The 26518-nt window shown below is 65.8% G+C and carries 25 protein-coding genes and 1 pseudogene; 14 read left to right on the top strand and 12 right to left on the bottom strand.

The annotated features are described in order from the left end of the window. Nucleotides 1–125: 125 nt before the first annotated feature. Nucleotides 126–1229 (bottom strand): site-specific integrase, encoded by a 1104-nt coding sequence (locus tag AC07PT_RS18070; RefSeq protein WP_494657587.1) that lies wholly within the window; start codon nucleotides 1227–1229, stop codon nucleotides 126–128. Nucleotides 1230–1337: 108 nt separating this feature from the next. On the opposite strand from AC07PT_RS18070, the gene AC07PT_RS18065 reads away from it, so the two are divergent. From AC07PT_RS18065 to AC07PT_RS18030, 8 genes and pseudogenes are all read left to right on the top strand, one after another. After that, nucleotides 1338–2357, top strand: coding sequence for a DNA-binding protein (locus AC07PT_RS18065; RefSeq protein WP_494657586.1), 1020 nt, complete (start codon nucleotides 1338–1340; stop codon nucleotides 2355–2357). A 109-nt stretch (nucleotides 2358–2466) separates the two neighbouring features. Next, entirely contained in the window at nucleotides 2467–3831 is a 1365-nt protein-coding gene (gene yjjJ, locus AC07PT_RS18060; RefSeq protein WP_494657585.1) for a type II toxin-antitoxin system HipA family toxin YjjJ, read from the top strand. A 99-nt stretch (nucleotides 3832–3930) separates the two neighbouring features. Next, nucleotides 3931–4836 carry a helix-turn-helix domain-containing protein gene (locus tag AC07PT_RS18055; RefSeq protein ID WP_494657584.1) on the top strand — a complete coding sequence of 302 codons (906 nt, stop codon included), beginning with the start codon at nucleotides 3931–3933 and terminating at the stop codon, nucleotides 4834–4836. A 156-nt stretch (nucleotides 4837–4992) separates the two neighbouring features. After that, nucleotides 4993–5991, top strand: coding sequence for a Bug family tripartite tricarboxylate transporter substrate binding protein (locus AC07PT_RS18050; protein ID WP_494657583.1), 999 nt, complete (start codon nucleotides 4993–4995; stop codon nucleotides 5989–5991). 4 nt (nucleotides 5992–5995) lie between these two features. Further along, nucleotides 5996–6790, top strand: coding sequence for an SDR family NAD(P)-dependent oxidoreductase (locus AC07PT_RS18045; protein WP_494657582.1), 795 nt, complete (start codon nucleotides 5996–5998; stop codon nucleotides 6788–6790). Between the two features lie 40 nt (nucleotides 6791–6830). Beyond that, on the top strand, nucleotides 6831–7844 hold the full coding sequence (locus tag AC07PT_RS18040; RefSeq protein ID WP_494657581.1) for a fumarylacetoacetate hydrolase family protein: 1014 nt from the start codon (nucleotides 6831–6833) through the stop codon (nucleotides 7842–7844). A 275-nt stretch (nucleotides 7845–8119) separates the two neighbouring features. Further along, complete coding sequence (locus AC07PT_RS18035) at nucleotides 8120–8473, top strand: response regulator transcription factor (protein ID WP_494657580.1); 354 nt, start codon at nucleotides 8120–8122, stop codon at nucleotides 8471–8473. A 193-nt stretch (nucleotides 8474–8666) separates the two neighbouring features. After that, nucleotides 8667–9099 (top strand): annotated as a pseudogene (locus tag AC07PT_RS18030) (cyclic nucleotide-binding domain-containing protein). A 136-nt stretch (nucleotides 9100–9235) separates the two neighbouring features. Here the strand turns inward: AC07PT_RS18030 and xseB are convergent. Then, nucleotides 9236–9505, bottom strand: coding sequence for an exodeoxyribonuclease VII small subunit (gene xseB / locus AC07PT_RS18025; protein ID WP_492345691.1), 270 nt, complete (start codon nucleotides 9503–9505; stop codon nucleotides 9236–9238). Further along, nucleotides 9502–11253 (bottom strand): exodeoxyribonuclease VII large subunit, encoded by a 1752-nt coding sequence (gene xseA / locus AC07PT_RS18020; RefSeq protein WP_494657579.1) that lies wholly within the window; start codon nucleotides 11251–11253, stop codon nucleotides 9502–9504. Before xseA ends, xseB begins: the two co-directional genes overlap by 4 nt. 167 nt (nucleotides 11254–11420) lie before the next feature. On the opposite strand from xseA, the gene AC07PT_RS18015 reads away from it, so the two are divergent. After that, nucleotides 11421–11813: a VOC family protein gene (locus AC07PT_RS18015; protein ID WP_494657578.1), complete on the top strand. Its 393-nt coding sequence runs from the start codon at nucleotides 11421–11423 to the stop codon at nucleotides 11811–11813. On the opposite strand, the gene AC07PT_RS18010 is transcribed toward AC07PT_RS18015, so the two are convergent. Beyond that, nucleotides 11810–12622 carry an AraC family transcriptional regulator gene (locus AC07PT_RS18010; protein ID WP_494657577.1) on the bottom strand — a complete coding sequence of 271 codons (813 nt, stop codon included), beginning with the start codon at nucleotides 12620–12622 and terminating at the stop codon, nucleotides 11810–11812. The genes AC07PT_RS18015 and AC07PT_RS18010 overlap by 4 nt on opposite strands. A gap of 195 nt (nucleotides 12623–12817) precedes the next feature. Between AC07PT_RS18010 and AC07PT_RS18005 the strand changes: the two genes are divergently transcribed. From AC07PT_RS18005 to AC07PT_RS17990, 4 genes are all read left to right on the top strand, one after another. Continuing rightward, on the top strand, nucleotides 12818–13231 hold the full coding sequence (locus AC07PT_RS18005) for a DUF3224 domain-containing protein (RefSeq protein WP_492345687.1): 414 nt from the start codon (nucleotides 12818–12820) through the stop codon (nucleotides 13229–13231). An 894-nt stretch (nucleotides 13232–14125) separates the two neighbouring features. Next, nucleotides 14126–15148 (top strand): Bug family tripartite tricarboxylate transporter substrate binding protein, encoded by a 1023-nt coding sequence (locus AC07PT_RS18000; RefSeq protein WP_494657576.1) that lies wholly within the window; start codon nucleotides 14126–14128, stop codon nucleotides 15146–15148. Nucleotides 15149–15228: 80 nt separating this feature from the next. Further along, entirely contained in the window at nucleotides 15229–15591 is a 363-nt protein-coding gene (locus tag AC07PT_RS17995) for an H-NS histone family protein (protein WP_492345685.1), read from the top strand. A gap of 110 nt (nucleotides 15592–15701) precedes the next feature. Then, a complete protein-coding gene (locus tag AC07PT_RS17990) occupies nucleotides 15702–15899 on the top strand; it encodes a hypothetical protein (protein ID WP_494657575.1) in 198 nt (65 codons plus the stop codon). Here the strand turns inward: AC07PT_RS17990 and AC07PT_RS17985 are convergent. The 4 genes from AC07PT_RS17985 to AC07PT_RS17970 form a co-directional block, all read right to left on the bottom strand. Then, on the bottom strand, nucleotides 15890–17506 hold the full coding sequence (locus AC07PT_RS17985; RefSeq protein ID WP_494657574.1) for a sensor domain-containing phosphodiesterase: 1617 nt from the start codon (nucleotides 17504–17506) through the stop codon (nucleotides 15890–15892). The genes AC07PT_RS17990 and AC07PT_RS17985 overlap by 10 nt on opposite strands. Nucleotides 17507–17676: 170 nt before the next feature. Beyond that, nucleotides 17677–18453: a DeoR/GlpR family DNA-binding transcription regulator gene (locus AC07PT_RS17980; RefSeq protein WP_494657573.1), complete on the bottom strand. Its 777-nt coding sequence runs from the start codon at nucleotides 18451–18453 to the stop codon at nucleotides 17677–17679. A gap of 65 nt (nucleotides 18454–18518) precedes the next feature. Continuing rightward, nucleotides 18519–20714 carry a phosphocholine-specific phospholipase C gene (locus tag AC07PT_RS17975; RefSeq protein ID WP_494657572.1) on the bottom strand — a complete coding sequence of 732 codons (2196 nt, stop codon included), beginning with the start codon at nucleotides 20712–20714 and terminating at the stop codon, nucleotides 18519–18521. A 55-nt stretch (nucleotides 20715–20769) separates the two neighbouring features. Further along, nucleotides 20770–20970: a hypothetical protein gene (locus AC07PT_RS17970; protein ID WP_492345680.1), complete on the bottom strand. Its 201-nt coding sequence runs from the start codon at nucleotides 20968–20970 to the stop codon at nucleotides 20770–20772. Nucleotides 20971–21166: 196 nt separating this feature from the next. Here AC07PT_RS17970 and AC07PT_RS17965 point away from each other — a divergent pair, with 196 nt between their 5' ends. Further along, on the top strand, nucleotides 21167–21934 hold the full coding sequence (locus AC07PT_RS17965; RefSeq protein ID WP_494657698.1) for a fumarylacetoacetate hydrolase family protein: 768 nt from the start codon (nucleotides 21167–21169) through the stop codon (nucleotides 21932–21934). Here AC07PT_RS17965 and AC07PT_RS17960 read toward each other — a convergent pair. From AC07PT_RS17960 to AC07PT_RS17945, 4 genes are all read right to left on the bottom strand, one after another. Beyond that, entirely contained in the window at nucleotides 21921–23057 is a 1137-nt protein-coding gene (locus AC07PT_RS17960) for a zinc-binding dehydrogenase (RefSeq protein WP_492345674.1), read from the bottom strand. The genes AC07PT_RS17965 and AC07PT_RS17960 overlap by 14 nt on opposite strands. A gap of 60 nt (nucleotides 23058–23117) precedes the next feature. Next, nucleotides 23118–23690: an aspartate carbamoyltransferase gene (locus tag AC07PT_RS17955; protein ID WP_494657571.1), complete on the bottom strand. Its 573-nt coding sequence runs from the start codon at nucleotides 23688–23690 to the stop codon at nucleotides 23118–23120. Between the two features lie 90 nt (nucleotides 23691–23780). Then, nucleotides 23781–25232, bottom strand: coding sequence for an aldehyde dehydrogenase family protein (locus AC07PT_RS17950; RefSeq protein WP_494657570.1), 1452 nt, complete (start codon nucleotides 25230–25232; stop codon nucleotides 23781–23783). Nucleotides 25233–25493: 261 nt separating this feature from the next. After that, nucleotides 25494–26516, bottom strand: a complete 1023-nt coding sequence (locus tag AC07PT_RS17945; RefSeq protein ID WP_494657569.1) for a Bug family tripartite tricarboxylate transporter substrate binding protein — start codon at nucleotides 26514–26516, stop codon at nucleotides 25494–25496. Between the last annotated feature and the right edge of the window lie 2 nt (nucleotides 26517–26518).

The raw sequence follows: 26518 nt of genomic DNA, 5'->3' as shown, positions 1-26518 counted from the left end.
GTTCGCGTGGGGCTGCCTATTTCTCATTGGGCACCCGCAACTTGCACAGGCATCCGGGGGGCGCTGAGCCACCATTCAACAATACCCAGTCAAAGGTTCACAGGTTCGGCACCGGCACGCCTCATTCACCGACCGGGTGCATCGGTATCCGGGACGTCTGGCGAACGGATCAGGTTCGCGGCCGCCTGGGCCTGAGCGCCCACGTGCCGGGTGTAGCCCATCACGGTGGCCACACTGCGGTGGCTGGTCATGGCCATGGTCTGGGCCAGCGGGATGCCCTGCGCACCGGCCTCGGTCACAAAGCCTGAGCGCAGTGAATGGGCCGAAAAGTCGCCTTCGATGCCCGCCAGCAGGCAACGTGCCTTCACGATGTCGCGCACGGCGGCGGGCGACAGGGCAGGGCCCAGGTGCCCGCCCTTGAGCACCCGCCGGAAGATCAGTCCCTCGCGGATGCCGGCCTGGGCCAGCCAGGCCTCCAACGCCTGGGCGGCCACCCCCTGGATCGGCTTGTAGTTTTCGGGGCGGTCGATACCGGATTGGTTCGACTTGGAATGGGCCAGTTTGTAGACAAAATCCTGCGCACCCACGCGCTTGAGAAACTTCATGTCGGCGCCCGCCACCTCAGAACGCCGACGCCCGCCACTGGCCCAGGCAAACAGCAGCAGGGCGCGGTCTCGGCAACCTTTGAGCGAGTCGTCACAGGTGTCCAGCAAGGCCTGCAAGGGGTCTTTGGTCAGCGCGTCCTTTTTGTTGGGCAACTCGCCCCGCTTGGCAAAGGCCCGCCGGGTGCGCGACAGCAACTGGCGCACCTGCGGATCTTCACAGGGGTTGCTGGCCCCAGCCAACTGATGGGTTTTGGACAGCACCGCCGCCCGATGCACGATCCAGTTCAGTGACATCGGGCCTGGCCTGGCCTTGAAGCCAGCGGCCACCAAATCGGCATCGAGGCTCTCAGGCAGTTCGTGGGCCAGACCATCGGCCGTGGTGCGCTGGGCATGGTCCACGATGAATTGCAGTACCGCGCTGGGCGGCACCGGCAGTTCGATCTTCTGGCCATACCGCACCAGAAACCAGGCGGCCCAGTACCGCAGCGCCGACCGGTAACTGCGCAAGGTGTTTTCAGAATCGCCTTCGTGGATCAGTTCGTCCACGGCTTTCTGGCTGTGTGCGCTCAATTCACTGGGCTTGAGGGCCCCCGAGACTTGGCGAAGCATGAGGTTCATGGGCATTCCATCTATTACAAATCACACGTACACAGTATGATTACACACTTATATTTGTATTTAATCACGATAAACATCATTTATCGCTTGTTATTTTAACATCGGAACCGACCCATGCAAACCCGTTCTTCTCGTGGCGTACAACAGCACCAGGTCGATGGCGCCGCCGACGAACTGCTGGCCCAGGGCCAGCGGCCCACCATCGAAAAAGTGCGCCTGCACCTGGGCCATGGTTCACCAAACACCATTGCCCCCATGCTGGAGATCTGGTTTGCCGGTCTTGGCAAACGGGTGCGCGGATTGGCTGGGTCCCAAGGTTGGGGCGACCAGTTGCCCGACTGGCTGTTGCAGGCTGCAGAAACCCTGTGGACCAAGGCGCAGGCAGAAGCCTCTGCCCAGGCCGATACCGCCCTGCAAGCCGAGCGCGAAGCCCTGAAGCAACGCGAAGCCGACCTCAGCGAGCAGGCCCAGGCCCTGACCCAACGCGAAGCCGTGATGCAGGCCCGCCTGCAAGCCCAGGAGCAAGCGCTTGGCGAAGCGCGGGCACAGAACAGCACCCTGCAGCAAAGGTTGGAGCAGGCCGAACTGGAGGCCCAAGGCCAGCACCAGCACCTGCTGGGCCTGCAAGAAGACCTGCGCTTGCTGCGCGAACGGCGTCACGCCGATGAAGACCGTCACCAGGCTGAACTGAAAGCCCTGAATGACGACCGCCGAAAAACCGAAGAACGTGCCGACAGTGCAGCCACCCGTGCCGGTCTCGAAATCGACCGCGCCCGCCAGGAGGCCAAGACAGAACGTGCCACTCGCCAACGCCTTGAAAAGCTGCTCGAAGAGCAACGTGAAGCCCATCAGGCCGCGCTGGCCCAGGCGCAACAACAGGCATCCGAATTGCAACAAGGCCTGGGGGTGGCCAACGCGCAGCTGAAATTGGCGCAAGACCTGCTGACCCAGCAACAGACCGAACTGCAACAGTTGCGCGAGCAGTGGGCTGCCGCATCGCTCAAGACGGCCGCAGCCAAGGCACCGAACGTTGGCCACCCGGCAACGCCGCCGACCAAAGAAGCCAAACGCCCCGCCCTGCGTTCGGCAGCCCGTCCCGGCGGCGGCGGCGTGCGGGTACGCCGCCGCCCTTGATGGCTGGCCAAAATTGAAATATCAACTCGTATATCCATTCAAATATTCATTCAACTATCTATTCATTCATCTATTCACATGAGCACTCGAATCCAGTAAGCTCCAAGCCGTGAACAGCACCACCAGCCCATTGACCGAGCAGGCACGCCGTTGCCTTCGGCAAGGCGCTCAGACCGCCAGATCGCTCATGCTGGCTCTGCAAGCCAGCCAGCCCACCGTGTCACGCACCCTGAAGGCGCTGGGCAATGAAGTTGTGACCATCGGGGCCGCCCGATCTATTCAATACGCGTTGCGTGACGCCTCGCGCAGTGCACTGCAGGCACCGGTTTACAGCGTCTCGCCGGCGGGGCAGGTCCTCAGCCAGGGCCTGCTGATCCCCGTGCACGCCAACGCCTATGTGATGCAGCCCCCCGATGCTCCGGCCACCTTCAGCGACGGCCTGCCCTGGTGGGTGTTCGACATGCGCCCCCAGGGCTATCTGGGCCGCGCCTACAACCAGCGCCATGGTGCCCAGTTGGGCCTGCCCGAACGCCTGCCGGACTGGGCCGACACCGACATCCTGCGGGCCCTGCTGCTGCAAGGCAGCGACCTGCCTGGCAACCTGCTTCTGGGCAGCGATGCACTGAAGCAATTCATCAACGCCCCAGCCCCGGAAGCCATCCCCCTGGCCACCAAGCCCCTGCAATACGCCAGCCGCGCCGCCACCGCCGCCCAGGGCGAGCTACCGGGCTCCTCCGCCGGTGGGGAGCAACCCAAGTTCACGGCGTATGCCGAGCTTGCTGCACCAGACGGCGCAACGGCGTCCGCGCACGTCATCGTCAAGTTCAGTGCCCCGGTGCCGGGCGCCGTCAGCCAGCGTTGGCGCGACCTGCTGTGGGCCGAACACCTGGCGCTGCAGGTACTGCGCGAGCACGGCATACCCGCCGCGGCCTGCGCTGTACTGGACCATGGCGAACAACGCTTTCTGGAGGTGCAACGCTTTGACCGGGTTGGCGCCCGGGGCCGCCACGCCCTGTACTCTCTGGCAGCCCTGGATACCGAATTTGCTGGCCGCCCAGGCCGCTGGCCCGACATGACCCGAGCCCTGGCCCGTGAAGGGGTGGTTGAGGCCGCGGCGGTGCAGGGGGCCGAGTTGCTCTGGGCCTTCGGCACGCTGATCGGCAACACCGACATGCACGCCGGCAACCTCTCCTTCATGTCCGATACCGGCCGCCCCTACACCCTGGCACCGGCCTACGACATGACCCCCATGGCCTTCGCCCCCACCACCGGAGGCGACCTGCCGCAACGGCCCTTGAACCTGCACATTGCCGATCAGGTCAGCGCCCGTGCCTGGCAACAGGCCCTGCCGCTGGCTGAGTCCTTTGTGCAAGGTCTGGCACGGGCCCCACTGAGCGCCTCGTTTGCCCCCTGCTTGGCAGCCCTGCAAGCCCACGTCGCCCTGGCCCGCACGCGCATCGCGCACCTCGCGTGAGCGCGTGGCGCCCAGCGACAGGAGCGGAACCACCTGCAGGCACACGCCCAACAACTCGCCAATAATGCGGGTTCCAAGAACAAAGCGCCGAGACAAGACATGCCCCTGCACACGTTCGACAAACGCCGCTGGTCCGAGGCCCAGCAGACCTACCTGGAAGAGCCCCTGGCAGCGGTGCCCGACGAGCAGATCCGCCAATCCAGCCGCGGCCGGCCCTGGCATGGGCTGTCGGTGTGGCATCAGGTGGCCGACGCCTCGGACCTCTACATCCCGCCGGCTGGCAAGCACTGCATCATTGTGCGCAACGGTCCACCCACCCGACTGCTGCAGCAACACGGCAGCCTGAATTCCGACGCCGAATGGCGTACCGGCGAAGTGCTGCTCCTGCCGGCCGACACGCCCAGCTACTGGCAATCCGAGCTGCCCCGCGACAACCTGCACCTGGACCTGTCTCCCCAATGGCTGGAGCGGGTTCATGGCGCACCATTGGGCCCTGGCGCCTTGCGCAGCTGCTTTGGCGTGCAAGATCGCCTGCTGGCCGACATCACCCGCACACTGATCACCTCGCTGGCCGACAATTCCTCGCTGCAGCCGCGCTTTGCCGAAGGCATGGCCATGAGCGTGGCCGTGCACCTGCTAGAACACTACCGAACCCCCACCAGCCAGGCACCCCGCCCCAGCAGCCTCACACGGCGCCAGCTGCAGACCGTGGCCGAATTGGTGCACAGCCACCTGCACCGCGCCGTGACCCTGCAGGAGATGGCCGACGCCTGCCAGCTCAGCCCCTATCACTTCAGCCGCTGCTTCAAGTTCAGCACCGGCCTCACGCCTCATCGCTACGTCCTGCAATGCAAGATGGAGCGCGCCCTGGATCGCCTGCGTCACAGCCGCAAGACCATTGCCGACATCGCGACCGAGCTGGGCTTTGCCACCGCTTCACATTTCAGCAAGCGCTTTGCGAACCATTGGGGCCAGACCCCAAGTGCCTTGCGCAAAGCCCACTGACCCGCCCAGCCCGGCCCGGCCCCACACCGCAAGAAAGCGACAACACCCGCAATTTCACGCCAGCCCCCGGCAGCACACTGAGCGTCAAACTCCGCCCGGCCAAGCCTCACGGCTCCGGCTAGGGCCGTGTACCGCCGCCACACCATGGGGACAACCGTGAACAGCAAACGCAACTTCCTTCTCTCGGCCGTCGCTTCAGCGCTGGCCCCCAGCGCCTGGTCACAGGCCAACACCAGCCACAACAGCACCACCACCTGGGTGCCCAGCCGTGCCGTCACCTGGGTCGTGCCCTACCCGGCTGGTGGCTTCGGCGACGCCCTGTCGCGCGTCCTGGCGCAGCAACTCACGCTCAGCCTCAAGCAGCCGGTCATCGTCGAGAACAAGCCGGGTGCAGGCGGGCAGATCGCAGCGGCCTACGTCAAGCAGTTGCCCGCAGACGGCCACACCCTGTTCTATGGCGACATCGGCCCCTTCGCCATGAACGCCGCCCTCTACCCACGGCTGAACTACGACGTCCAGAAAGACTTCATTCCCCTGACCCGCCTGCTCACCTCGGCCCTGGTGCTGGTGGTGCCCGCCAACAGCCCGATCAAGTCGCTGGCCGACCTGCAGCTGGCCGCCAAGGCCGACAAGCCGCTGCATTACGGGTCTTTTGGCATCGGCAGCCAGCCCCACATCTGGATGGAGATGTACCGTCGCGAGACCGGCGGCAATCTGGAGCACGTGGCTTACAAAGGCGCCGCGCCGGCCCTGCAGGACCTGATGGGCGGCCACATCGACCTGATGCTGGACGTCGCCGCCAACAGCCTGCCGTATGTGCGCGAGGGCAAGCTGCGCGCTCTGGCGGTGGTGGGCAGCGACAAGCGCCTGCGCCAACTGCCCCAGGTCCCTACCTTGGCCGAACTGGGCCTGGGCAAGCTCAATGCCCCGGGCTGGACAGGTGTGGTGGTGCGCCAGGGCACGCCAGCCGCCGTGGTGGCGCAACTTCATGCGGCCGTCGTCAAGGCCGTCCAATCCCCCGAGGTGATGGAGCGCTTTGGCGACTTCGCCGTCACCCCCGCACCTCTGAGCCCCGCCGAGTACGCCCGATTCATCCAGTCCGAAACCGAACGCTGGGGCCAGGTCATCAAGGCCGTGGGCGTGACGCTGGACTGAGCCCGTGCCAGCACTGTCCATGACAGGCATCGACCTGTTCGATCTCAGCCAGCGCACCGTGCTGATCACCGGCGCCACCGGCGGACTGGGCCAGGCCCTGGCCTGGGCCATGGCCCGCCAGCGGGCCCGGGTTCTGGTGAGCGACCGCGACGCCACGGCCTGCGGCGACCTCTGCCAGGCCCTCGTCGCGGCCGGCCACAGCGCCGCCGCCCTGCCCTGCGACCTGTCCGATCCGGCCCAGGTGCAGGCATTGATCCACGCCGCCTCCAAGCCCTTCGGTGCGCCCCAGGTGCTGGTGGCCAATGCCGGCTTGCAAGGGCCGGCCGGCCCACTGCACCAAGTCAGCGATGCCGACTGGGCCCAGGTGATGGCCGTCAACCTGAAAAGCGTGCACCAGTTGTGCGCCGGCCTGCTGCCCGGCATGGCCGCCACCGGCCAGGGCAGCATCGTGCTGATGTCCAGCATTGCCGGCCTGCGTGGCAACACCCACATCGGCCTGTATGGCCTGAGCAAGGCCGCCCTGGCCCAGATGGCACGCAACCTGGCCGTCGAATGGGGCCCCCAGGGGGTGCGAGTGAATGCCATTTCACCGGGTCTGATCCGCACCCCGCTGGCCACCGGGTTGCTGGCCAACGACGACTTCATGCGCCGTCGCCTGGCCCAGACCCCCTTGCGCCGCGTGGGCGAGCCCCACGAAGTGGCCGGCCTGGCCGTGCTGCTGGCCAGCGCCGCTGGCGCCTTCATCACCGGCCAGAACCTGGTGGTCGATGGCGGCACCACCATCTCTGACGGCCACTGAAACAGCCCACATCCCTCACCGCCTCGACCCGGAGCCCTTGATGAAATTCGCCACCCTCGCCCACCCCGAAGGCCACCTCGACGGCCGCCTGATCCTGGTCTCGCGCCCGCTGCAACAGGGCGTCGACGCCAGCGACATCGCCCCCAGCCTGCTGCACGCCGTGCAGCACTGGGCCCGGGTGGCACCTGCGCTGCAGCAACGCTACGACGCCCTGAACGCCGGCCAACTGCCCGGCGCCTTCAGCTTGGACACAGCCAGCCTCCAGGCCCCGCTGCCGCGCAGCCCGCAATGGTGCGACGCATCGGCCTTCCTGAACCATGGCCGCCTCATGGAACGCGCCTTCAACACCGCGCCCATCCCCGATTTCGACACCCTCCCCGTGATGTATCAGGGCGCCAGCGACGATTTTCTGGGCCCCCAGGCCGACGTGCCACTGCCCAGCGAGGCCGATGGCATCGACTTCGAAGGCGAGTTTGGCGTGGTGCTTGACGAGGTGCCCATGGCCACCCCGCCCGAACAGGCCCTGGCCCATGTGCGCCTGCTGGTGCAGATCAACGATTGGAGCCTGCGCGCCTTGGGCCCGCGCGAAATGCGCAGCGGTTTCGGCTTTCTGCAGGCCAAGCCCTCCAGCAGCTTCGCCCCCGTGGCCATCACACCCGATGAACTGGGCGAGCACTGGCGCGACGGGCGCGTGCAGTTGCCGCTGCAGGTGCACTGGAACGGCCAATGGTTCGGCCACCCGCACGGCGGCGAGATGAACTTCGGTTTCCACCAGCTGATCGCCCATGCGGCCCGCACACGCCGCCTGAGCGCAGGCACGATCATCGGCTCGGGCACCGTCTCCAACAGTGCGCGCGAGGTCGGCTCCAGTTGCATCGCCGAACGCCGAGTCATCGAGATGCTGGACCACGGCGGCCCACGCACCGCCTTCATGCAGTTTGGCGACCGCGTGCGCATGGAGGCGCGCTGGCCCGGGATTCAGGGCGATGGTCAGCCAGGGCCGTTCGGGGTGATTGAGCAGCGGGTGGTGGCCTACACGCCCGGTTGTGACTGACAAGTCGGATCCAGGGCGATAGATCGGTCAGCGGCCAACGCCACCGCCACCGCCACCGCCACCGCCACCGCCACCGCCACCGCCAGGCTGCCCTGCCTCAGTCCAGCCGAACCGCTGCTTGCTCGCTGACCCGCCTGAGCACCGGTTACCGAGTCAACTCGGCCATGGGGCGCCCCCTCCACTCAGCCGAACTTGCAAGGCACCAGTGGCGTGTACAAGGGCGAGGAGGCCATCAACCTGCTCCAGAGCCAGCAGATGTGCAAGGCCAACATGTCGTGGTCCTGACCGCACGGGGCGATCTTTCGAGCCGCATCACGGGCCTGGAATCCGGGGCCTTGCAGTACTTTGTCAAGCCGACCGACCTGAATGAAATCGTGGCCGGCATCCGCTCACTGTTGCGACGCGCTGATCGCCACACCGGCACCGATGTTGCGCAGGCCGCGTGGCGCCTGCTCACGGCAGAAGCTGCTCCGGTCTCGCCTGACCACAAACAGGTGGCGCTGACCACACGCGAACTGCAGTTACTCGCTTGCCTGACCCGCACGCCGGGCGCACTGGTCAGCAAGGCGGCCTGGTCTTCGTTCCGTGAACGCCTCGCACACACGGGATGGCGGCGAACCTGCCCTTGATCCACGATGGCGTGCGGTCACTGGGCCGGGGGCCTCGTGTGCACCACCACCCGCGCAACCGCGAGCGACACCCCGTCGACCCGCCCTACCGGCGATCAACACCCTCAGGCAGAGCACCAAGACCCTACACGCGCTGGCGGGCGCTCAGGATTCAACGACTCGCCCCATCAAGACCAATCAGGACCAAGCACCTATGAGCACGATGGTCTCCAACCTGGAACTGCTGCGGCGCATCCCGGTTTTCAGTCGCTTGACGCCATCACAGGCCGAGTCGAACGCCCTGGCCGTACAAAAACGCCGGTTCGGACGAGGCGAGATTCCGGTGAAGCAACATGCCCATTCGGACCTGCTGTTCATCGTGCTCACAGGTCGCGTACGGGTGACGTCGACCGACAAATGCGGGCGCCAGCTCGCGCTGTGCAAGCTGCGCAGTGGCTGAACCGGGGCCGGACGGCACGATGGTGATACGCGAACGGATTGCCCGTCAGGACATCGCCAAGATGGTCAGCGCCTCCCGTGAAATGGTCAACCGAGTGATGAAAGACCTGGAGTCGCGGGGTTACACCCAGACGGATTCAGCTTGCCAGATCACGCTCCAGGGCCCGTTCATGCAGGATTTCCTGTGACCCCCTGAGCTTGCCAGCGGCCCGGCGGCCCTCTTCCGCTGATCAGGCCATGCGGCTTGGGCTGCCCAGGTGCCGCAAGTCCCGGGGCCCTTCAAACGGGAATCGCCTCCGCTCTGAATTGGGGCCGTCCCCAGCCTCAGAACGGCACGTCGTCGTCGGTGGCCAGGCTCGTTGCCGGGGCCGCCGAGGGCACCTGGCCTCGCTCGGCGGCGTCGCGCTGGGGTTCGCCCAACTCTTTTTCGAGCGCTTTCTCGACCGCATCGATGCGGGCCTGGCATATCTTGAATGCGCTCACTGACTCTTCCACGATCTGAAGCAGGTCGTCGATGTTGGGTTCGCGCTGTTCGCGCAGAGTCTGGGCGTGGCGTTGCAGAACGCCATAGGATTCCTTGAAGCTGTGTTTCATGGCTTGAGCAGGGTTGCGGCGCGCTGGCCGTCGTGAAATTGAAGCGTCACCTCGGCCGCAGTGGTCGAGGCGCTGGTGATGGGTTCGCCCGAGTCGGTCCGCACCAGGGCAAAGCCCCGGCCCAGGGTCTTGCCGGGGCCTTGGCCGGCGATCTCGCGCATCAGGCTTTCGCTGCCCTGGCGTGCCTGGGCCACGGCCTGGCGCGCCAGCGCGCCGATATCGCCCAGGCTGCGGCTGAGGTGGTCCTGCTGTTGGCGCAGGTCTGCCCTGGCCTGGCTGCGGATGGCCTCCAGGTCGCTGCTCACCTGCAGGCGGGCCGTGCGCAGCATTTGGCGCGCCTCGGCGCGGATCTCTCCGATCAGCGCTGGTGTCTCGCGCTGGGCCGACTGCAGTTGGGCCCGCGCCAGTTGCTGCACCTCGCCCAGGCGGCTTTGGGCCGAATCGGTGGCCTGGCGCACGGTGACCACCGCGTGCAACCGAACATCCGTCATGGCCTGGCCAGCGCCGGCCTTGGCCAGCGCCACCTGGCCCAGCGCCCCCGCATGCACCTGGGCCCTCAGCTGCGTCGCCTGCAGGCGGGCCTGCTCCACGCTGCGGCGCGCCTGGCTGGCAATGCCGTCGAACAGGGCGCGAGCCTGGTGAGCCCGTTCGCGAATCACCTGCTCGATGCCGGCAATCACCTTCGAGGGGGTGTCAAACCGCTGGTGGGCCACCTCATCGAGCACGGTGTTGTCGCGCTCGTGGCCAATGCCGGTGAACACCGGCACCGGCAGTTCGCACAGGGTGCGCGCCAGTGCGTAGTCGTTCAACCACGCCATGTCATTGACGGCCCCACCGCCCCGGATCAACACCACGGCATCGGGCAGCCAGGGGTGATTGGCGCGGATCTGCTCCAACGCAGCAAGCAACTCCAGCCGTATCTCGGCTGGTGCCCCCTCGCCCTGAAAGCGGCTGTACACGTAGACGAAGCGGCACAGGCCATGGCGCTCCAGCCGGCTGGCCTCGGCCTGGAAGTCGCCCAGACCCGCGCCGCCTTCGGGCGCCACCACCAACACATGATTGAAGTCCCAGGGCGGAGGCAGTTCGCGGTTCAGCGCGAACAGGCCCTCGCGGCGCAAGCGCTCGCGGATCTCGCGTTTGCTGGCCTCCAGATCACCCAGGGTGTAGTTGGGGTCGATCTCGTCGACTTCCAAAGAAAACCCATACTGCGCCTTGAACACGGGCCGGGCGCGCACCAGCAGCTTGAGCCCTGCCGCCAGCTCCACCCCCGTGGCCTGCTGAAAAGCCGGCAGGATGCGCTGGGCGACACTGGACCAGATCACGGCATGGGCCTTGGCCACCGTGTTGCCGCTCAGGTCACGCTCCGAGACTTCGAGGTAGACATGGTTGCGCGCCCGCACATCGACCACCTCGACCGTGGTCCACACACCTTCGCGAAAGGCATCGGACACCGCCACGGCCACGCCGCCCAGCAGACGCGACAACGAAATTCCCTTGGCATCGGCCGGGGCCAGGGCACCGGCACTGCCGCTAAAGGGCTCGGTCAATGCCGTGCCGGCGGCACGGGCTACCGCCCCCGCGCTGGCCACCGGCTCCAGCGCCATCCCCTGGGGTAGCCAGCGCGCGAAAGGCCCCAGGTCCAGCCCGGCCGGCACCCGCCATTGCCGCCGCGCCGGGTCCCAGCGGGCACCCAGGGCCTTGACTTGGTCCTTGTCGGCGTAAGTGGTGACGAGGTAGGTGTCGCTCATGGCCGCAATGGTACGGCCTCCCGGCCATGCTTCAGGGCTGAAAGGTGGGCGGTCTGCACGATCATGGATGATTCCCACCACCGCCGCCGTTTGGCCCGGGCCATGGGCTGATAGGATCATTTGCCTGGGCCTGGCGCCCGCGCATCCCCTAGAGAAACTGGAACACCATGAAGCTCGGATACACCATCGTCTATGTGCCCGATGTCAAAGCCTCGCTGCAGTTTTTTGCGGCCGCGTTCGACTTTGAAGTGAAATTTCTGCACGAATCTGGCACCTACGGTGAATTGAACACCGGCGAAACCACCTTGGCCTTCGCGGACCATGCGCTTGGGCACGGCAATTTCCCGGGCGGCCATGTCGCGGCGTCGGAGTCAAAAGCCCCCTTGGGAATGGAGCTGGGCCTGGTCACCACCGAGGTCGAGGCGGCCCATGCCAAAGCCCTTCAGGCCGGCGCCACCGAACTGGCCGCGCCCAGCCGCAAGCCCTGGGGCCAGGTGGTGTCGTATGTTCGCGCTCCAGACGGGACCCTGATCGAACTGTGCTCGCCGATGGGTGCTTAGGCACCCGAGGCGGCCAGCCTCGAAAGGTTCGATTCGTTCCATTTGCTCGCATAGCCCACCGGCGTCTCTCCGACCAGTTTGCGAAAGTCGGTGATGAAATGCGCCTGATCGAAGTACCCCAAATCCAGCGCAAGAGCCGTCCAGGAAACAGCGCCACCGGCCTGCACCTGTGCAATCGCCTCATGCACACGGTACCGGTTGATCACCCATTTCGGACCGATGCCAACGTAGTCATTGAACAGGCGCTGCGTGGCACGCAGGCTCATGTCGAACTGATCGGCAAGCGCCTTGGCACTGTGCATTTGGCGATCATCCACGACGCTGTCGACCATCCGGCCGGCAAGCAGGCCATTCGGATCGGCAGCAGGGAGTCGGGCCAGCAAGAAGCGCGTCGCCAATTGGACCGCTTGAACATCGCCTCCGGGGCCGTGACCACAGTCGGAGATGGCGTCCAACTCATGGGACTCAGCGCCAAACAATGTGTCGCTCGGTAGCGATGCATCCCTCAAGCCAGAGACAGGGCCCCCCAGGAAAGGGCGAAAGGCACCGGGTCGAAATTTGATGCCGAAGGCGGTGGAGCGGCCCTCCAGCACGCGTGTCCAGCGCCCGGTATGAACGCCGAACACCCGGGCTGAACCCTTCTCAACGACAAGATGCACATTCGGGTGAGGCAGCGTTTCCACCACCTTGGGTGCCAGCCCTTCGAGGTTCCAGCGCACCCGCCAGAAATGCTCAACCCAATCGGCCAGTGCCGGTAACGGTGCCACTCTGTGGTGTTCGATTTCGCCAGCCACCAGCGCGTGCAGCACGCCCCTCGGCTCGGATGCCACAGGCCGTCGCGTTTTTCCAATCGTCATCTTGCGCGATATTGTTCAATTCAGAGCCACCCTGAAAAGTCAGGTGATGGAAAGCTCTTCGTACTTCATTGTCGCAGCGCCTGCGTCGGCCACTTTCGCGCCGCAGGCGCCGCGGCCAACCCTTGACCCCTTGTTCCAAAGCCCGCCATGTTTTCAAATTCTGCAAACGGTTTGTTCGACATCCAGATCGCGCCCCAGGCGCTGAGCAGCGTGGCTGCCTCCAGCGGCCTGAAGCGAATGTCTCTCGACAAACGATTCCACGGCCCGCTGGACGCAACCAGTACCGGAGAAATGCTGGCCTTCCGAAGCGCCACCGATGGCTCGGCCGGGTACGTCGCCATGGAGTTGGTGCGTGGCCGTCTTGACGGGCGAAGTGGGAGCTTTGTCCTGCAGCACAGCTCGACCATGACCCGAGGTGTCCCGGCACAGTCGATCCAGGTGGTGCCGGATTCGGGAACAGAAGCGTTGGCGGGCTTGTCAGGACAGATGGTCATTGATATCGCTGCCGACGGCACCCACGCCTACCGGTTCGAGTTCACCCTGCCTGACCAGGCGCCGTGAGACAGGGCTTGCACCAGAGGGTTCGCGGCTGCATCGGCCGGGCTGTTCGAACCAACCCGCTGGGGGTCGGTGAGCTCGTCATATTTGATGGCGACACCATCAACGTTTCCTACACCCAGGCATGCAAAGGCGGTGGGGCCGCAGGCCGCCACAGGGTGGCGCTCGGCCAGCAAGGGCCAGTAGGGCCCACCGCCGCAACTGAGGTTAAAGCCGAAGGTCCGCCCGACGCGGACGATGTGGTCGATACAGGCCTTGAACGGCGCAGCCGGTGCGTTGTTGTACCTCGGCACCCCGGCCACGACGAGGCCGGCCTGTGCCGGGGCCGGCAGCCAGCATGCCGCTGGACGCGCAGTGTTTGCTGCCTCCAAGCCTCACGCAGGGGCACGGGTGTGAATGCGGCATGAATTCATGGGCCTGTAACAGGCAGCGGGGGCTCCGGGCCAACATCGCGGCCGCACACCTTGGTGCGCGGGGTGCACGGCCATCCATTGCTGGACGAAGCGCGATCAGCCGGCGCGTGTGCGCCCCATGGGGACTGGTGTCCTATCGACCTGGGAGGGCGCTGGCGGCGATGTGCAAAAAGCGCTGATCGGGTTTCGGCACAGTACGGCAAACGAAGGTGCGGGTGCCTGGGTGCAATGGGAAAGCCTGCACCGCTGAAGACTTGCCCCAGCGCCCCCCCCGAGCAGCCCAGGCACAGCGCCGACCTCATCGGGTGGCACCACCTGTTTCTCATGGCATAGCTACCGCAGCGTCATGCCAATTCGTTCTAGCTGATATGACGTCAGCTCACTGGCCTGGGCCTACCCGAGTGTCGACAATCCAGAACGCGCGAACAGCGCTCAAACCGACCGTTTAAGCGTCTGTATCTTCCTCCGACAACCGAGACAATCCATGCAACATGCTCCTCGCCCCCCCCTGTCACTGACCCGTCGCCTGGCCGCTCTGGCCCTCGGCCTGGGTGCTGCCGGTGCCCTGCTGCCAGCCCAGGCCCAGAGCAGCGCCCCGGCGGCGCAGTTCCCGACCAAGCCGGTGCGCATCATCACGCCCTTCCCGGTGGGGGGCGGCCCGGATGGCGTGGCACGGTTGGTGGCAGACAAGTTGTCGCGCATGTGGGGCCAACCGGTGGTGGTGGAAAACCGCCCAGGCGGCAACGGCTTCATCGCGATCGATGCGTTCAAGCGGGGCGCCAACGACGGGCACGACCTGATCCAGCTCGACAACGTGCACATCGCGGCCTACCCGCACCTGTTCAAGAAGCTGCCCTACGATGTGGCCAAGGATTTCGACATCATCCTGCCGCTGTTCAAGACTTACTTCTTCGTGAACGTGGCCACCAACAGCCCCTACAAGGACATGGGCGCCCTGATTGCCGATGCACGGGCCCACCCTGGCAAGCTCAATTACGGTTCGTGGTCGGTGGGCAACCCGGTGCACCTGGGTTCGGCTCTGCTGGAAAGCATGACCAAGACGGACATGGTGCACGTGATCTACAAGGAAACCACGCAGCTGTACACCGGGGTGGCCAATGGCGAGCTGACCTTTGCCCTGGGCACCAGCGCCACCGCCGGCCCTCTGCAACGCGCCGGCAAGCTGCGCTTCCTGGCCGTGGCTGCGCCCAAGCGCCTGGCCAACTTCCCGGATGTGCCCACGGTGGTCGAATCCGGCGGGCCGGCGGGCTACGAGGTGACGGGCTGGAACGCCATCGCCGCACCCAAGGGCGTGTCGCCCGCCGTGGCTGAAAAGATCAAGCGTGACGTAGAGAAAGCCCTGGCAGAAGCCGACGTGAAAGAAAAATTCGCCTCGTTCGGCTATGAACCCTTCCCCACCACCCGTGATCAGTTCAAGCAGTTCATGGATGGCGAATCGAGCCGCTTTGCCGACGTGATCAAAAAGGCTGGCGCCTCGCTGGATTGATCCAACCCTGCAGGGCAATGCCGCCGGGCCGATGGCCCAGGCGGCGAACCCGTTTCACAAGTCCCTAAAATAGCGGGCTTATGTTCAATGAAATCCGATCCCTCGATCAGCAAATCGCGCAGCTTCAGGCGCGACGCGATGAATTGTTCCGCTCCAAGAGGAAAGAGGCCGTCGAATTGGCCCGAACCCTGGTGCAACAGTTTCAACTCACCCCGTCTCAGGTGGCGCTCAGTTCACTGAGTCGAACCCATGCGCCGAACAAGCTCAAGCGCCCGGCCACCTTCTACGATCCAGGCCGGGGCCTGTCCTGGGACGGTACCTTGAGCGGCAAGGGCCGCAAGCCCAACTGGATCAAGGCCGCCATGGAAGACGGCACCATCGAGCACTTCCGCATCCAGGTGCAAAGTGCCAACGCCAACAGCAACGCGGCCACCGGAACCTGATCCCCAGGCCTGCGGAAAATTGCTGGCAGGTAAAGCAGCTTCAGCCCAATTGTCTGCATGTCGATACAAACGATGACAAAGCGCTTTTTCAACCCTGACCAAGGATCATCATGTCCAGCATTTCTTCCGTAGGTTCCAGCAACCCCTACCAAGCCCAGACCCCGGTGGCCAAAACCGGCGGCGTGGATGCGGATGGCGACAACGACGGCACCCGTGCCGGCGCGGCGCCAGCCCCTGCCAGCAACTCCCAGCCCCAGCCCCCCAAGCCCACCGAGACGATGGGCAACTCGGTCAACACCTACGCCTGATCGGTACGGGCCGGCAGGCCCCAGTGGGACATCTTCTGCTCCAGTTCGGCCACGCGCTCCTCCAGCCTGCGTTCGCTGGAGATGTCCATGATGATGCCGTACCAGCGCAACACCCGGCCTTGCTCGTCCAGGTGGGGATAAGCTTGGCTGCGCACCCAGCGCCAGCTGTTGTCTGGCCACAGAATGCGAAACTCGGTCTTGAACGGGGCCCGGCTGGGCAGGTGTGCCAGCCACTCTTCGTGCACGCGGTTGCGATCTTGCGGATCCATGCGGTCGCGCCAGCGCTGGTAGCGCTCCTGCGCTGAATTGAGCGGGGTCCATTCGAAAGCCGGCCCCATGTAGTCGATCACACCGTCAGGGCCGGCAGCCCAGGCAATGTTGGGTCCGAGTTCGATCGAGCGCCTGAAATGCTCCTCGCTCTGCTGCAGAACGCGCTCGGCCGTGACCCGCGCCGTGATGTCGATCACCACCAGTGAAATACCCAGCCACTCGCCCAGTTCATTGCAAACGCGCTGATGGGCCACCAGGAAAGTTGCGCCTGTGCCGCTGTGGCTGTACTCAGAGGGGGCCAGATCAGCCCCGGCACGCACCTGTTGCAGCGCGTCCAGCAAGCCCGATGCCCCCGGCTGGCTCAACACCCGTGTCACCGGCTGCCCTCGCAATTCGACCTGCCCCAGGCCCAGGTATTGGATGACCTTGGGGTTGGCACTGATGACCCGCATTTCGGTGTCCAGAAAGCAAAGCCCCACGGGCGCATCCTGGTACAAGGTTTCGAGCTGGTGCAGGCGCTGGAAAGGAGAGGCGTCCAGCGGCGAGTCATGGCCGTTGTTGTGGCACCCGTCTCGCGCCAGCTGCGCCTGGGCCTGGGCATGGGGTGCCGGGCGGCCCAGAAGGTAGCCCTGGCCGAGAACGCAACCCAGCTGCTCAAGCAGCTTGGCTTGGCGTTCGGTCTCAATGCCTTCCGCGATCACGTGCACCCCCAGGCTCTGCCCCAGGCCCAGCACCGCCGTGACGATCTTCAGACTGCCTGAATCGGACTCAAGCGCTCGCACAAAGCTGGCATCGATCTTGATCTCGTCAAACGGCAGCGATTGCAGCCGGGTCAGGCTGGAGTGGCCGGTGCCAAAGTCGTCCAGCGACAGGGTGGCGCCCATCTGCTTGATGGCGTCGACACTGCGGCGGGCCACCTGGTTGTCGTGGAACAAGGCGTTTTCGGTGATTTCAACCTGCACGCGCTGGATCGGAAAGCCTGTCCGGCTCACCGCTGCCAGCACCTCAGCGGCCAGTTCAGGCCGCAGAAACTGGCTGGGTGCCAGGTTGAAAGCCAGATAAAAATCGCCTGGCCAGTCGCGGGCCCGCGCGCAGGCTTCGCTGATCAGGTGCAGGCTGAGTTCGTGCAGCAGGCCCAGGCCATCGGCCAGCGGAATGAACACCCCGGGGGGCACGGCCCCCAACACCGGCGAGGTCCAGCGCGCCAACACCTCGAAGCCCGCAATCCGGCGGCTGCGCAGGTGCACCAGGGGTTGAAAAGCGGGCCAGATCTCGCCCGCCTGCAGGGCGCCCGACAGGCAGGCTCGGGTTTGATCGATGCTCGCGAGGGTCGTCATGGCTGTTGATCACACAGGGAGGGAATAAGTGCGGCCCAAAGCACCGCCGGCAGTAGCGACCACTACCGGCGGTCAGTGTACGGGGGAATCCCCTTCATAGACAGGGGATTTCACCCAGCCCCGTCGGGTGAACCCGTTGGATCGGGCCCGAGGCCCCCGGCACAGGCCACTCAGGCGAGGGTGATCGCGCAGCCCGCCTGCTGCAGGGCCAGCAAGGCCGGGTGGCGAGCGGCACGCCGGTTGGTGATCAATCCGTGGACCTGATCTGGCGTGCAGAACGACAGGCGCGATTGCACGCCGATTTTGCTGTCGTCAGCCAGCAGCACGCTGCGGTGCGCCTGGCGCACCATGGCGCGGGCCAGTTCGGCCTCGGCCGGCTCGAAGCTGCTGGCGCCCAGCGTGGCGTCGATGCCGACGGGTGACAGCATGGCCCAGTCGGGGCGCCAGCGCATCAGCTCGGCCACCGTGCTGTCGCCATAGGTCGCGGCCAGGCCCGGCCGGGGACGCCCACCCAGCAGATGCACCTGATGCCGCGGCGCACCGTCGTATCCGGGGGCCGCGAGCTTGAGGGCAACATCGAACGAGTTGGTGATGATGGTCAGCCCCTGCAGCGAAGCCAGTTCTTCGGCCAGCATCGACACCGTGCTGCCCGCGTCGATAAACAGCGACTGGCCCGGCAGCAGCAGGCGGGCCGCGGCCTGCACCACGGCGCGCTTTTGCAGGGTGTTGGTCTGCAGGCGCTGCTGCAGCGGCGGCTCGGATTCGGGCCCACCGAGCTTCACACCACCGTGCACGCGCCGCAGCTGGCCCGTGGTCTCCAGCACCAACACATCGCGCCGCACGGTCTCGCGCGAGACCCCCAGGTCCTTGACGATGCGCTCGGTGCTCACATGGCCGCTGCCGGCCAGCAAGGCGAGGATGCGTTGGTGACGTTTTTCTTGAAACATGGGCTCGATCATGCCGCAGACCGCCCCCCGGGGGGGCCGGCCGCGGCCAGGGTTTCATCCGATGCTCAGAACTTGATGACGAGCTGATCGGACACCGCGCTGCCATACATGGCCGGGTCGCTGATCAGATGCTCGCCTGTTTCGAGCCGGCCGGCAAAGCGACGCGAGTAGCCCGCCAAAGCCGGCACGCTGACGCTGAAGTCGTACCAGTTGCCGCTGGCCTTGAGTGCCCATGCCATCACTGCTTCGCCGCCGGGGCTCACGCTGGCGCTCTGGGCCGTGGCGTCGAAATAGGCATTGGCCTTCACACTGAACGTGCAGGCGGCGCTGCCGGTGTTGTGCAGCTTGAGCAACAGGTCCCCATTGGCCACGTCGTAGCAGACCTGGATCTCGGGGTTGGGCTGGGCGCTGGCATTCAGGGTCTTGGCATTGCCGCTGAAGTGGCGGTGAAAGCCCGCTGGCCCCAGCACCCACAGATCGTACAGGCCGTTGTCGGCCGCTACCGACCACACGCCGCTGAGTTGCTTGCCGGCTTCGACGGTATAACGGCGCGGAATCGCGTCCAGGTGCAGGCGGTCATAGACATGGAACACAGCGGCCGCCTTGCCGGTGTTGGCCAGGATCAGGCTGACCTGCTGGCTGCTGGGCGCACACACTGCGCTCACGTGCAGTTCGTAAGGCAGTGCGCGCGAGGGCCGGGTGCCTTTGGCCTGCACCGGCATGGCCGGGGCATTCGGCGGCAGCGGCGTGGTGCGGCCCGGCAGGGCCCGCGCCCGGTCGGCCAGCGCCTGGGTGGCAGGCAGGCTCTTGTAGAACGCCGTGTTGTCCGGGTCGGCAAAGTTGAAAGCGCTGGTCAGGTCGCCGCACACGGCGCGGCGCCAGGGCGAGATATTGCTCTCGATCACACCAAAACGCTGCTCGATGAATTGCAACACCGAGGTGTGGTCGAACACCTGCGAATTGACCCAGCCCCCCTTGCTCCAGGGCGAAATCACGTACATGGGCACGCGCGGCCCCAGGCCATAGGGGCGGTGCAGCAAGGCCTGCTCGGCGGCCGAGTTGTGGTACGTCACCAGATGCTCGTGGTACTCGGCAGTGGCATCGGCCGTGCTGGCACCCGCCAACTGAGCCTGGGAAACATCAGCGTTGTAGCTGACATACGACGGCGGTGCCGGTGGGGGCACATGGTCGAAGAAGCCGTCGTTCTCGTCGAAGTTCAGGATCAGCACGGTCTTGCTCCAGACATCGGGGTTGGAGGTCAACGCGTCCAGCACTTTGGCCGTGTAGTCGGCGCCTTGCGCCGGGCTGGAGGGCCCCGGGTGCTCCGACCCCTCGGCAGTGGCCACGATGAAGCTCACCTGCGGCAGCTTGCCGGCCAGCACGTCCTCCTTGAGCTTGTCCAGGTCGCGCGTGCTCACACCGCGCTGGCGCAACGCCTCGGAGTAACCGGGGCGCTGGTAATAGGCATCGCGAAAGCTGTGAAAGCCGGCCAGGCAGTTGTCGGTGAAGTTGTCCTCCATGTTCTCGTACACCTGCCAGCTCACGCCAGCGGCCTGCAGGCGCTCGGGGTACGTGGTCCAGGTGTAGCCACCGTCGTTACCGGGGTTGGCGTCGAACCAGTCGTAGTCGTTGTAGGTGGCAGGGCCATTGCCCTTGGCCAGGCCATCGTTGGTGCCGGTCCAGGCAAACAAGCGATTGGTGTTGGTGCCGGTCTGCGAGCTGCAATGGTAGGCATCGCAGATCGTGAAGGCATTGGCCAGCGCGTACTGGAAGGGCATGTCCTCTTGGGTGAAATAGCCCATCGAATGGTTGGCCTTGTACTTGGTCCAGTAGCTCATGCGCCCCTGGTCCCAGGCCCCCTGGGCATCACTCCAGGAGTGCGGCGTACCCTGCACGCGCATGACCTCGAAGTTCTGCACCGTGTTGAGTCGGAAGGGCGCGATCACGGCCGGTGTCACGCCTGCCGTGGCATTGGGCTGCGACCACACCGTCTTGCCCTGCACGCCATTGGCCGTGGGCACGGGCACGGCAAACGGATCTGCAAAGCCGCGCACGCCATTGAGGCTGCCGAAATAGTGGTCAAAAGAGCGGTTCTCCTGCATCAGCAGCACGATGTGCTCGACGTCCTTGAGGGTACCGGTCTGGTTGTTGGCCGGAATGGCCAGGGCCTTCTGGATGGCAGGCGGGAACAGGCTCAGCGCCAGGGTGGAGCCGGTGGTCAGGCCGGCGGAGCGCAGGAAATGGCGACGATTGAATGTCATGACAGCTCAGTGTTTCAGTGGTGGGTGGCAGAGAGGCCCGGGCGGCAGAACCAGCTCAGGGCGCGCAGTGCAGGACTCGGGTGTTGCCGGCGGATCCGCAGTTGTTGTTACCACCCCCACCGCAGCCGACCAGGGTTGCGCTCAGGGCCAGGCCCAAGGCGAGCCCGCGCCACAGCGGCTTCGAAGGTTTGTCCAGGCGCTGGGGCGCGGGGCTTTGGGGCGCAGCGGTGCAGCGCTGCAAATCGGTGTTCGTCATCGTGAATATCCCGGAGACAGGTAGGTTGAACGGGGCTTGGGCCAGCCTGGGCCGCCAAGTCGTTGGTTAACGCCCTGTCAATCCTATGTGTACAAAGTTGCGTTTGTGTGACTTTGTGGATTTCCGTGGATCACGTGCCATGGCGTTCAACAAGGCCTCGGCAGGAGCCGATGCCTGAGGGCGGCCCGCCGGCCAGATCCTGCTGCCTGAGCACAGCCGGCCGATCTACGCCCCCACCCGCCAGCTCGACTTCGAGCTGGAACTGGGGGTGCTGGTCGGCACCGGCAATGCTCTGGGCCAGACCCTGGCGCTGGACCAGGCCGAGCAACAACTGTTCGGTCTTTGCCTGCTCAACGACTGGTCCGCACGCGATATCCAGGCCTGGGAGGCCGTGCCGCTGGGGCCCTTCATGGCCAAGAACTTTCTGAGCACGGTCTCGCCCTGGGTGGTCACGTTCGAGGTCCTGGCCCCCTTCAGGGCGCCGCTGCCTCGCACAGTCGACGACCCGCCTGCCCTGCCCTACCTCGACCACCCCTTGCAGGCCCTGCAAGGCGCCATCGACATCGCGCTGGAAGCGCTGCTGCAACCCGCTGGGCAAGCTTCGCTGCGGCGCCTGTGTCTGACCAATTACCGGCACGCCTACTGGTCAGCGGCACAGATGTTGACCCAGCACAGCAGCAACGGCTGCCGCCTGCAGGCTGGCGATCTGCTGGGCACCGGCACGCTGTCGGGACCAGAACCTGACCAGGCGGCCTGCCTGCTGGAATTGACAAAGGGCGGGCGCCAGGCCCTGACGCTGCCCGGGCCCACGGAACGCCACTGGTTGGAAGACGGTGACACCGTGGTGTTGCGGGGTTGGTGCCAGCGTGAAGGGGCCGCCCGCATCGCCTTTGGCGAATGTCGGGGCCAGGTCGTGCCCCACGCCGCAGGCGGCGACACCTGGGCGCCGCTCAATTCGGCTTGATCAGAAACTTCTCGCCGGTGGCACGCTGGGCGTAGCGGCGTACCTGCTCAGGCGCCAGGGCTTCGGTCAGGCTCAGCTCGCCCGCATAGTGGCTGCGGAAGGTGCTGCGCAGTTCACGCGCCACGCGTTGCTTCAGGGCCTCGGCACCGGCCGCGCCGATCTTGTTGAGGAACGGAAACAGCAACCAGCCGCCCATGCCCCAGGCCATGCCGAAATTGCGCCGGAAGGTGGTGGGCGAGGTGTCCAGCCCGCCATACAGGTACACCTGTTTGTGCACCGGTGAGCCATAGCGGCTGTATTCACTCGCGTTGCGGCTCAGCGCCGCCTCCATGGCTGACAGGATCTGGCCAGCCAGGGTACCGCCGCCGGTGGCATCAAAGGCCAGCGTGGCGCCAGTCTGTACCAAGGCCTCGGTCAGGTCGTGGGGGAAGGTGTCGGCACTGCTGTCGCACACCTGCAGCGCGCCCTGCCCGCGCAGCAAGGCCGCCTGGGCCGGCGAGCGCACGATGTTGACCAGGCCGATACCGTCTTGCAGGCAGATCCGGTTGAGCATCTGGCCCAGGTTGGAGGCCGCGGCCGTGTGGACCAGGGCGGTGTGGCCTTCGCGCCGCATGGTCTCGACCATGCCCAGCGCGGTGAGCGGGTTGACGAAACACGAGGCCCCCTCGGCCGCGGTGGCGTCATCGGGCAGCAGCAGGCATTGGCTCAAAGGCACGCAACGGTACTGGGCATACATGGCGCCCCCGATGGCCGCCACCTTTTTACCCAGCAGCGCCTGGGCCGCTGCAGAGCGACCGGCAGCAACCACCGTGCCCGAGCCTTCGTTGCCAACCGGCAGCGATTGGCCTACCCGAGCGGCCATGGCCGGCATGGCAGCAGCAGGCACCTGAGCCTGGAGCACCGGGCGTTCGGGGGTCCCCAAGGCTTGCACGGTGCCAAGGTCGGCGGCCCCGAGCAACAGCCCCTGGTCAGAGGGGTTGAGGGGGGTGGCCTCAATGCGGATCAGCACCTCGTGCTCGCTGGGCACCGGCAGTGGTTCATCCACCAGTGAAATCTCCAACCTGCCGCTGGCATCGATCAGCGAGCGCAGTTGCAGGGCGGTGGCAGGCAAGGGGTGTTTCATCGGTGTCTCCGGAGGGATGTTGGTGGTTCAGAGTTGGGGGCCTGTCGGCGAGGGCACGTCTCAAGGCACTTCTTTGACGGCATCGTGGCCATGCGTGCCAGGGTGGTGGTGCATGCCGTGGTGCAGGGCATGCCCTTCCATTGCATCGTCGCCATGATCGTCCAGTTGAGCCTGGAACCACCGGTGCAGCGCATCAACCAGCGCCGGATCGTGGCTGCTGTAATGCAGCGCTGCGCCATCTGGCACATCGTGGTAGGTGATCTGCAGGTGTCCGTGGGGGGCATTGCGCAGGCTGGCCAGGCCGGGCATGTCGGCCCCATGCAACTGGGCCGGGGAGGAGAAATCGCCCGCCAGGAACTGCTCACGCAAAGCGGCCAGGTGCAATCGGATGAGGGCCATTTGAACCCGGTCGCCGCTCTGGCGCACCAGCACCTGCTGCTCACCGCCCATGGGGGTGGCGGTGAAAACGTGGCGGGTGGCCGCCAGGTCGAAAGGCATCACCTGCGGGCCGCGCTGGGCCACCTCGGCCTGGCGGCTGCCTAGGGTGGCTGCCACCGCCATGCCGGAGGCACCCGCCACCCAGGCCCCCAGCAAACAACAAACCACCCGCCGGAACCCGCAAGATGTGCGCATGGATTTCTCCAAAGTTGACTGGCGCCCATCCTAAACGCACCGGGGTGGCTGGTCAGGGGACGGCGCCAGCGCGCGCAACGTGTTGCGGACTCAGGCCAGGGTGTAGGCCGTCTTGACCGTGGTGTAGAACTCCTGTGCGTAGCGGCCCTGCTCGCGCGGGCCATAGCTGCTGCCCTTGCGGCCGCCAAAGGGCACGTGGTAATCCACCCCGGCGGTGGGCAGGTTGACCATCACCATGCCGGCCTGCGCATGGCGCTTGAAATGGGTGGCGTGCTTCAGGCTTTGCGTGGCAATGCCGGCCGAAAGGCCGAACTCGGTGTCGTTGGCCACCGCCAGCGCTTCTTCGTAGTTCTTCACGCGGATCACGCTGGCCACCGGGCCGAACACTTCCTCGCGGTTGATGCGCTGCTCCGGCGTGCTGTCGGTGATCAGGGCCGGAGTCATGAAGAAACCCTCGGCGCCGCTGCCGGTGTGGCAGGCCACGCGCTGGCCGCCGGCCTGCACGGTGGCGCCCTGCGAGCGGGCGATCTCGACATAGCTCAGGTCTTGCTCCAGTTGCGCCTGCGAGACCACCGGGCCGATGTCGGTGCCGGCCGTCAGGGCGTCACCGATCTTCAGGCCGGCCAAGCGGGCCTTCACGCCTTCAACAAATGCGTCATGAATACCTTCGGTGACGATCAGGCGGCTACTGGCGGTGCAGCGCTGGCCGGTCGAGAAGAAGGCGCTCTGCACACTCAGCTCAATGGCCTGCTGCAGGTTGGCGTCGTCCAGGATGACCTGCGGGTTCTTGCCGCCCATTTCGAGCTGCACTTTCTTGTGACCTTGGACGCAGGCCTCGGCAATGCGCCGGCCCACGCTCACCGAGCCGGTGAAACTGACGGCGGCAATGCCGGGGTGCTTGACCAGCGCATCGCCGATCACGCTGCCACGCCCCATCACCAGGTTGAACACCCCTGCCGGAATGCCGCTGCGGCTGATGATTTCGGCCAGCGCCCAGGCACTGCCCGGCACCAGGTCGGCCGGCTTGAGCACCACGCAGTTGCCAAAGGCCAGGGCCGGTGCGATCTTCCAGGCCGGGATGGCGATGGGGAAGTTCCAGGGCGTGATCAGGCCCACCACGCCGATGGGCTCGCGGGTCACCTCCACGCCGATGCCGGGGCGCACCGAGGGGATGGCCTCGCCCGCCAGGCGCAGGCATTCGCCGGCGAAAAACTTGAAGATCTGGCCGGCGCGGGTGGCTTCGCCAATGCCTTCGGCGCGGGTCTTGCCCTCTTCGCGCGACAGCAGGGTGCCCAGTTCTTCACGGCGCGCCAGGATCTCGCTGCCGATCTTGTCCAGCGCATCGCTGCGCGCCTGGATGCCCCCCGTGGACCAGGCCGGGAAGGCTGCCTCGGCGGCACGCACCGCCAGGTCCAACTGAGCCGCATCGCCCTGGGCGTATTCGCCGATCACATCGGCCAGGTTGCTGGGGTTGAGGTTGGGCGCCAGGGTGTTGCCGGCCAGCCATTCGCCGTTGATGAAGTTCAGGTGCGGAGTGCTCATGGTGTGTGGAACTGAGGTTTGAGAAAAAGGAACGACGGCCGGAGCCGTCAGGGGTCATTGGCCACATGGCCTGAAACTTCGAGAACAACCCGCCGCCCGGCCGCCCGAAGGCGGGTTGCAGCCCCCTCGGGGGGCAGGGAGCGACACGCAGTGCGCGACCGTGGGGGCGGCACAAACCCGCCGCCCGGCCGCCCGAAGGCGGGTTGCGGCCCCCTCGGGGGGCAGGAAGCGACACGCAGTGCGCGACCGTGGGGGTAAACATTAATCAGCGGTGATCTTTCGGTCTTCGATCACTTTTTTCCAGCGGGCAAATTCCTTGGCCTGGCTGGCGGCAAACTGCTCGGGCGTGTTGGCCACGATCTCCAGACCGATCTCATTGAGCCGGGTCTTGATCTGCGGGTCTTTCAGGGCGGCCTGCAAAGCATCGACCAGGCGCTTCTTGACATCGGCGGGCAGGCCCTTGGGGGCGGCCACGCCCTGCCACGAGAGCACATCGGCGTCTTTCACACCGCTTTCGCTGAGGGTGGGCACATCGGGCAGCACCGCAGCGCGCTTGTCGTCAGCCACCGCCAGCACACGCAGCTTGCCGGCCTTGATGTGCTGAATCACGTTGTTCACGTTCTGGAACGAGGCGTCCACATTGCCGCCCAGCAGGTCGCTGATGGCCGGGCCGCCGCCCTTGTAGGGCACGTGCAGGCCGCTGGTGCCGGTCTGCTGCCAGAACAGCACGGCGCTCAGATGGTCCGACGAGCCATTGCCCGACGAGGCAAAGGTCACGCTGTCAGGCTTTTTGCGCTGGGCCGCGATCACGTCGGCCACGCTCTTGAAGGGCGACTGGGGCGGCACCACCAGCACGTTGGGCGACTGGGCGGCCACGGTCAGGTAGTCAAAGTCTTTGGTGGCGTCATAACCAATGCCCTTGATCAAGTGCGGCACGATCACAAACGGCCCCAGGGACGACACCAGCACGGTGTAGCCATCGGCCGGCGCGCGCTTCACAAAGGTGGCGCCAATGCTGCCGGTGGCACCGGCCTTGTTGTCGACGATCACCGGCTGCCCGAGCTTTTCGCCCATCTTGGTGGCCAGCAGACGGGCCACCATGTCGGTGGTGCCCCCGGGAGGAAAGGGCACCACCAGGGTGATGGTCTTTTCAGGGTAGGCGGCCCAGGCGCTCGACACCGGTGCCAGGCCAGCAGCCACGCTCAGCCCCAGGGCCAGGCCGATGGCACAGCCCTTGGCCAGCAGGCCCCGGCGGCGGGAAGGGTTTGAATTCAGAATCGTCATTT

The organism is Curvibacter sp. GW821-FHT09D12 (genome assembly GCF_059416245.1).
The sequence above is the reverse complement of the archived record's forward strand: the minus strand, read 5'-3'. Positions and strand labels throughout refer to the sequence as shown.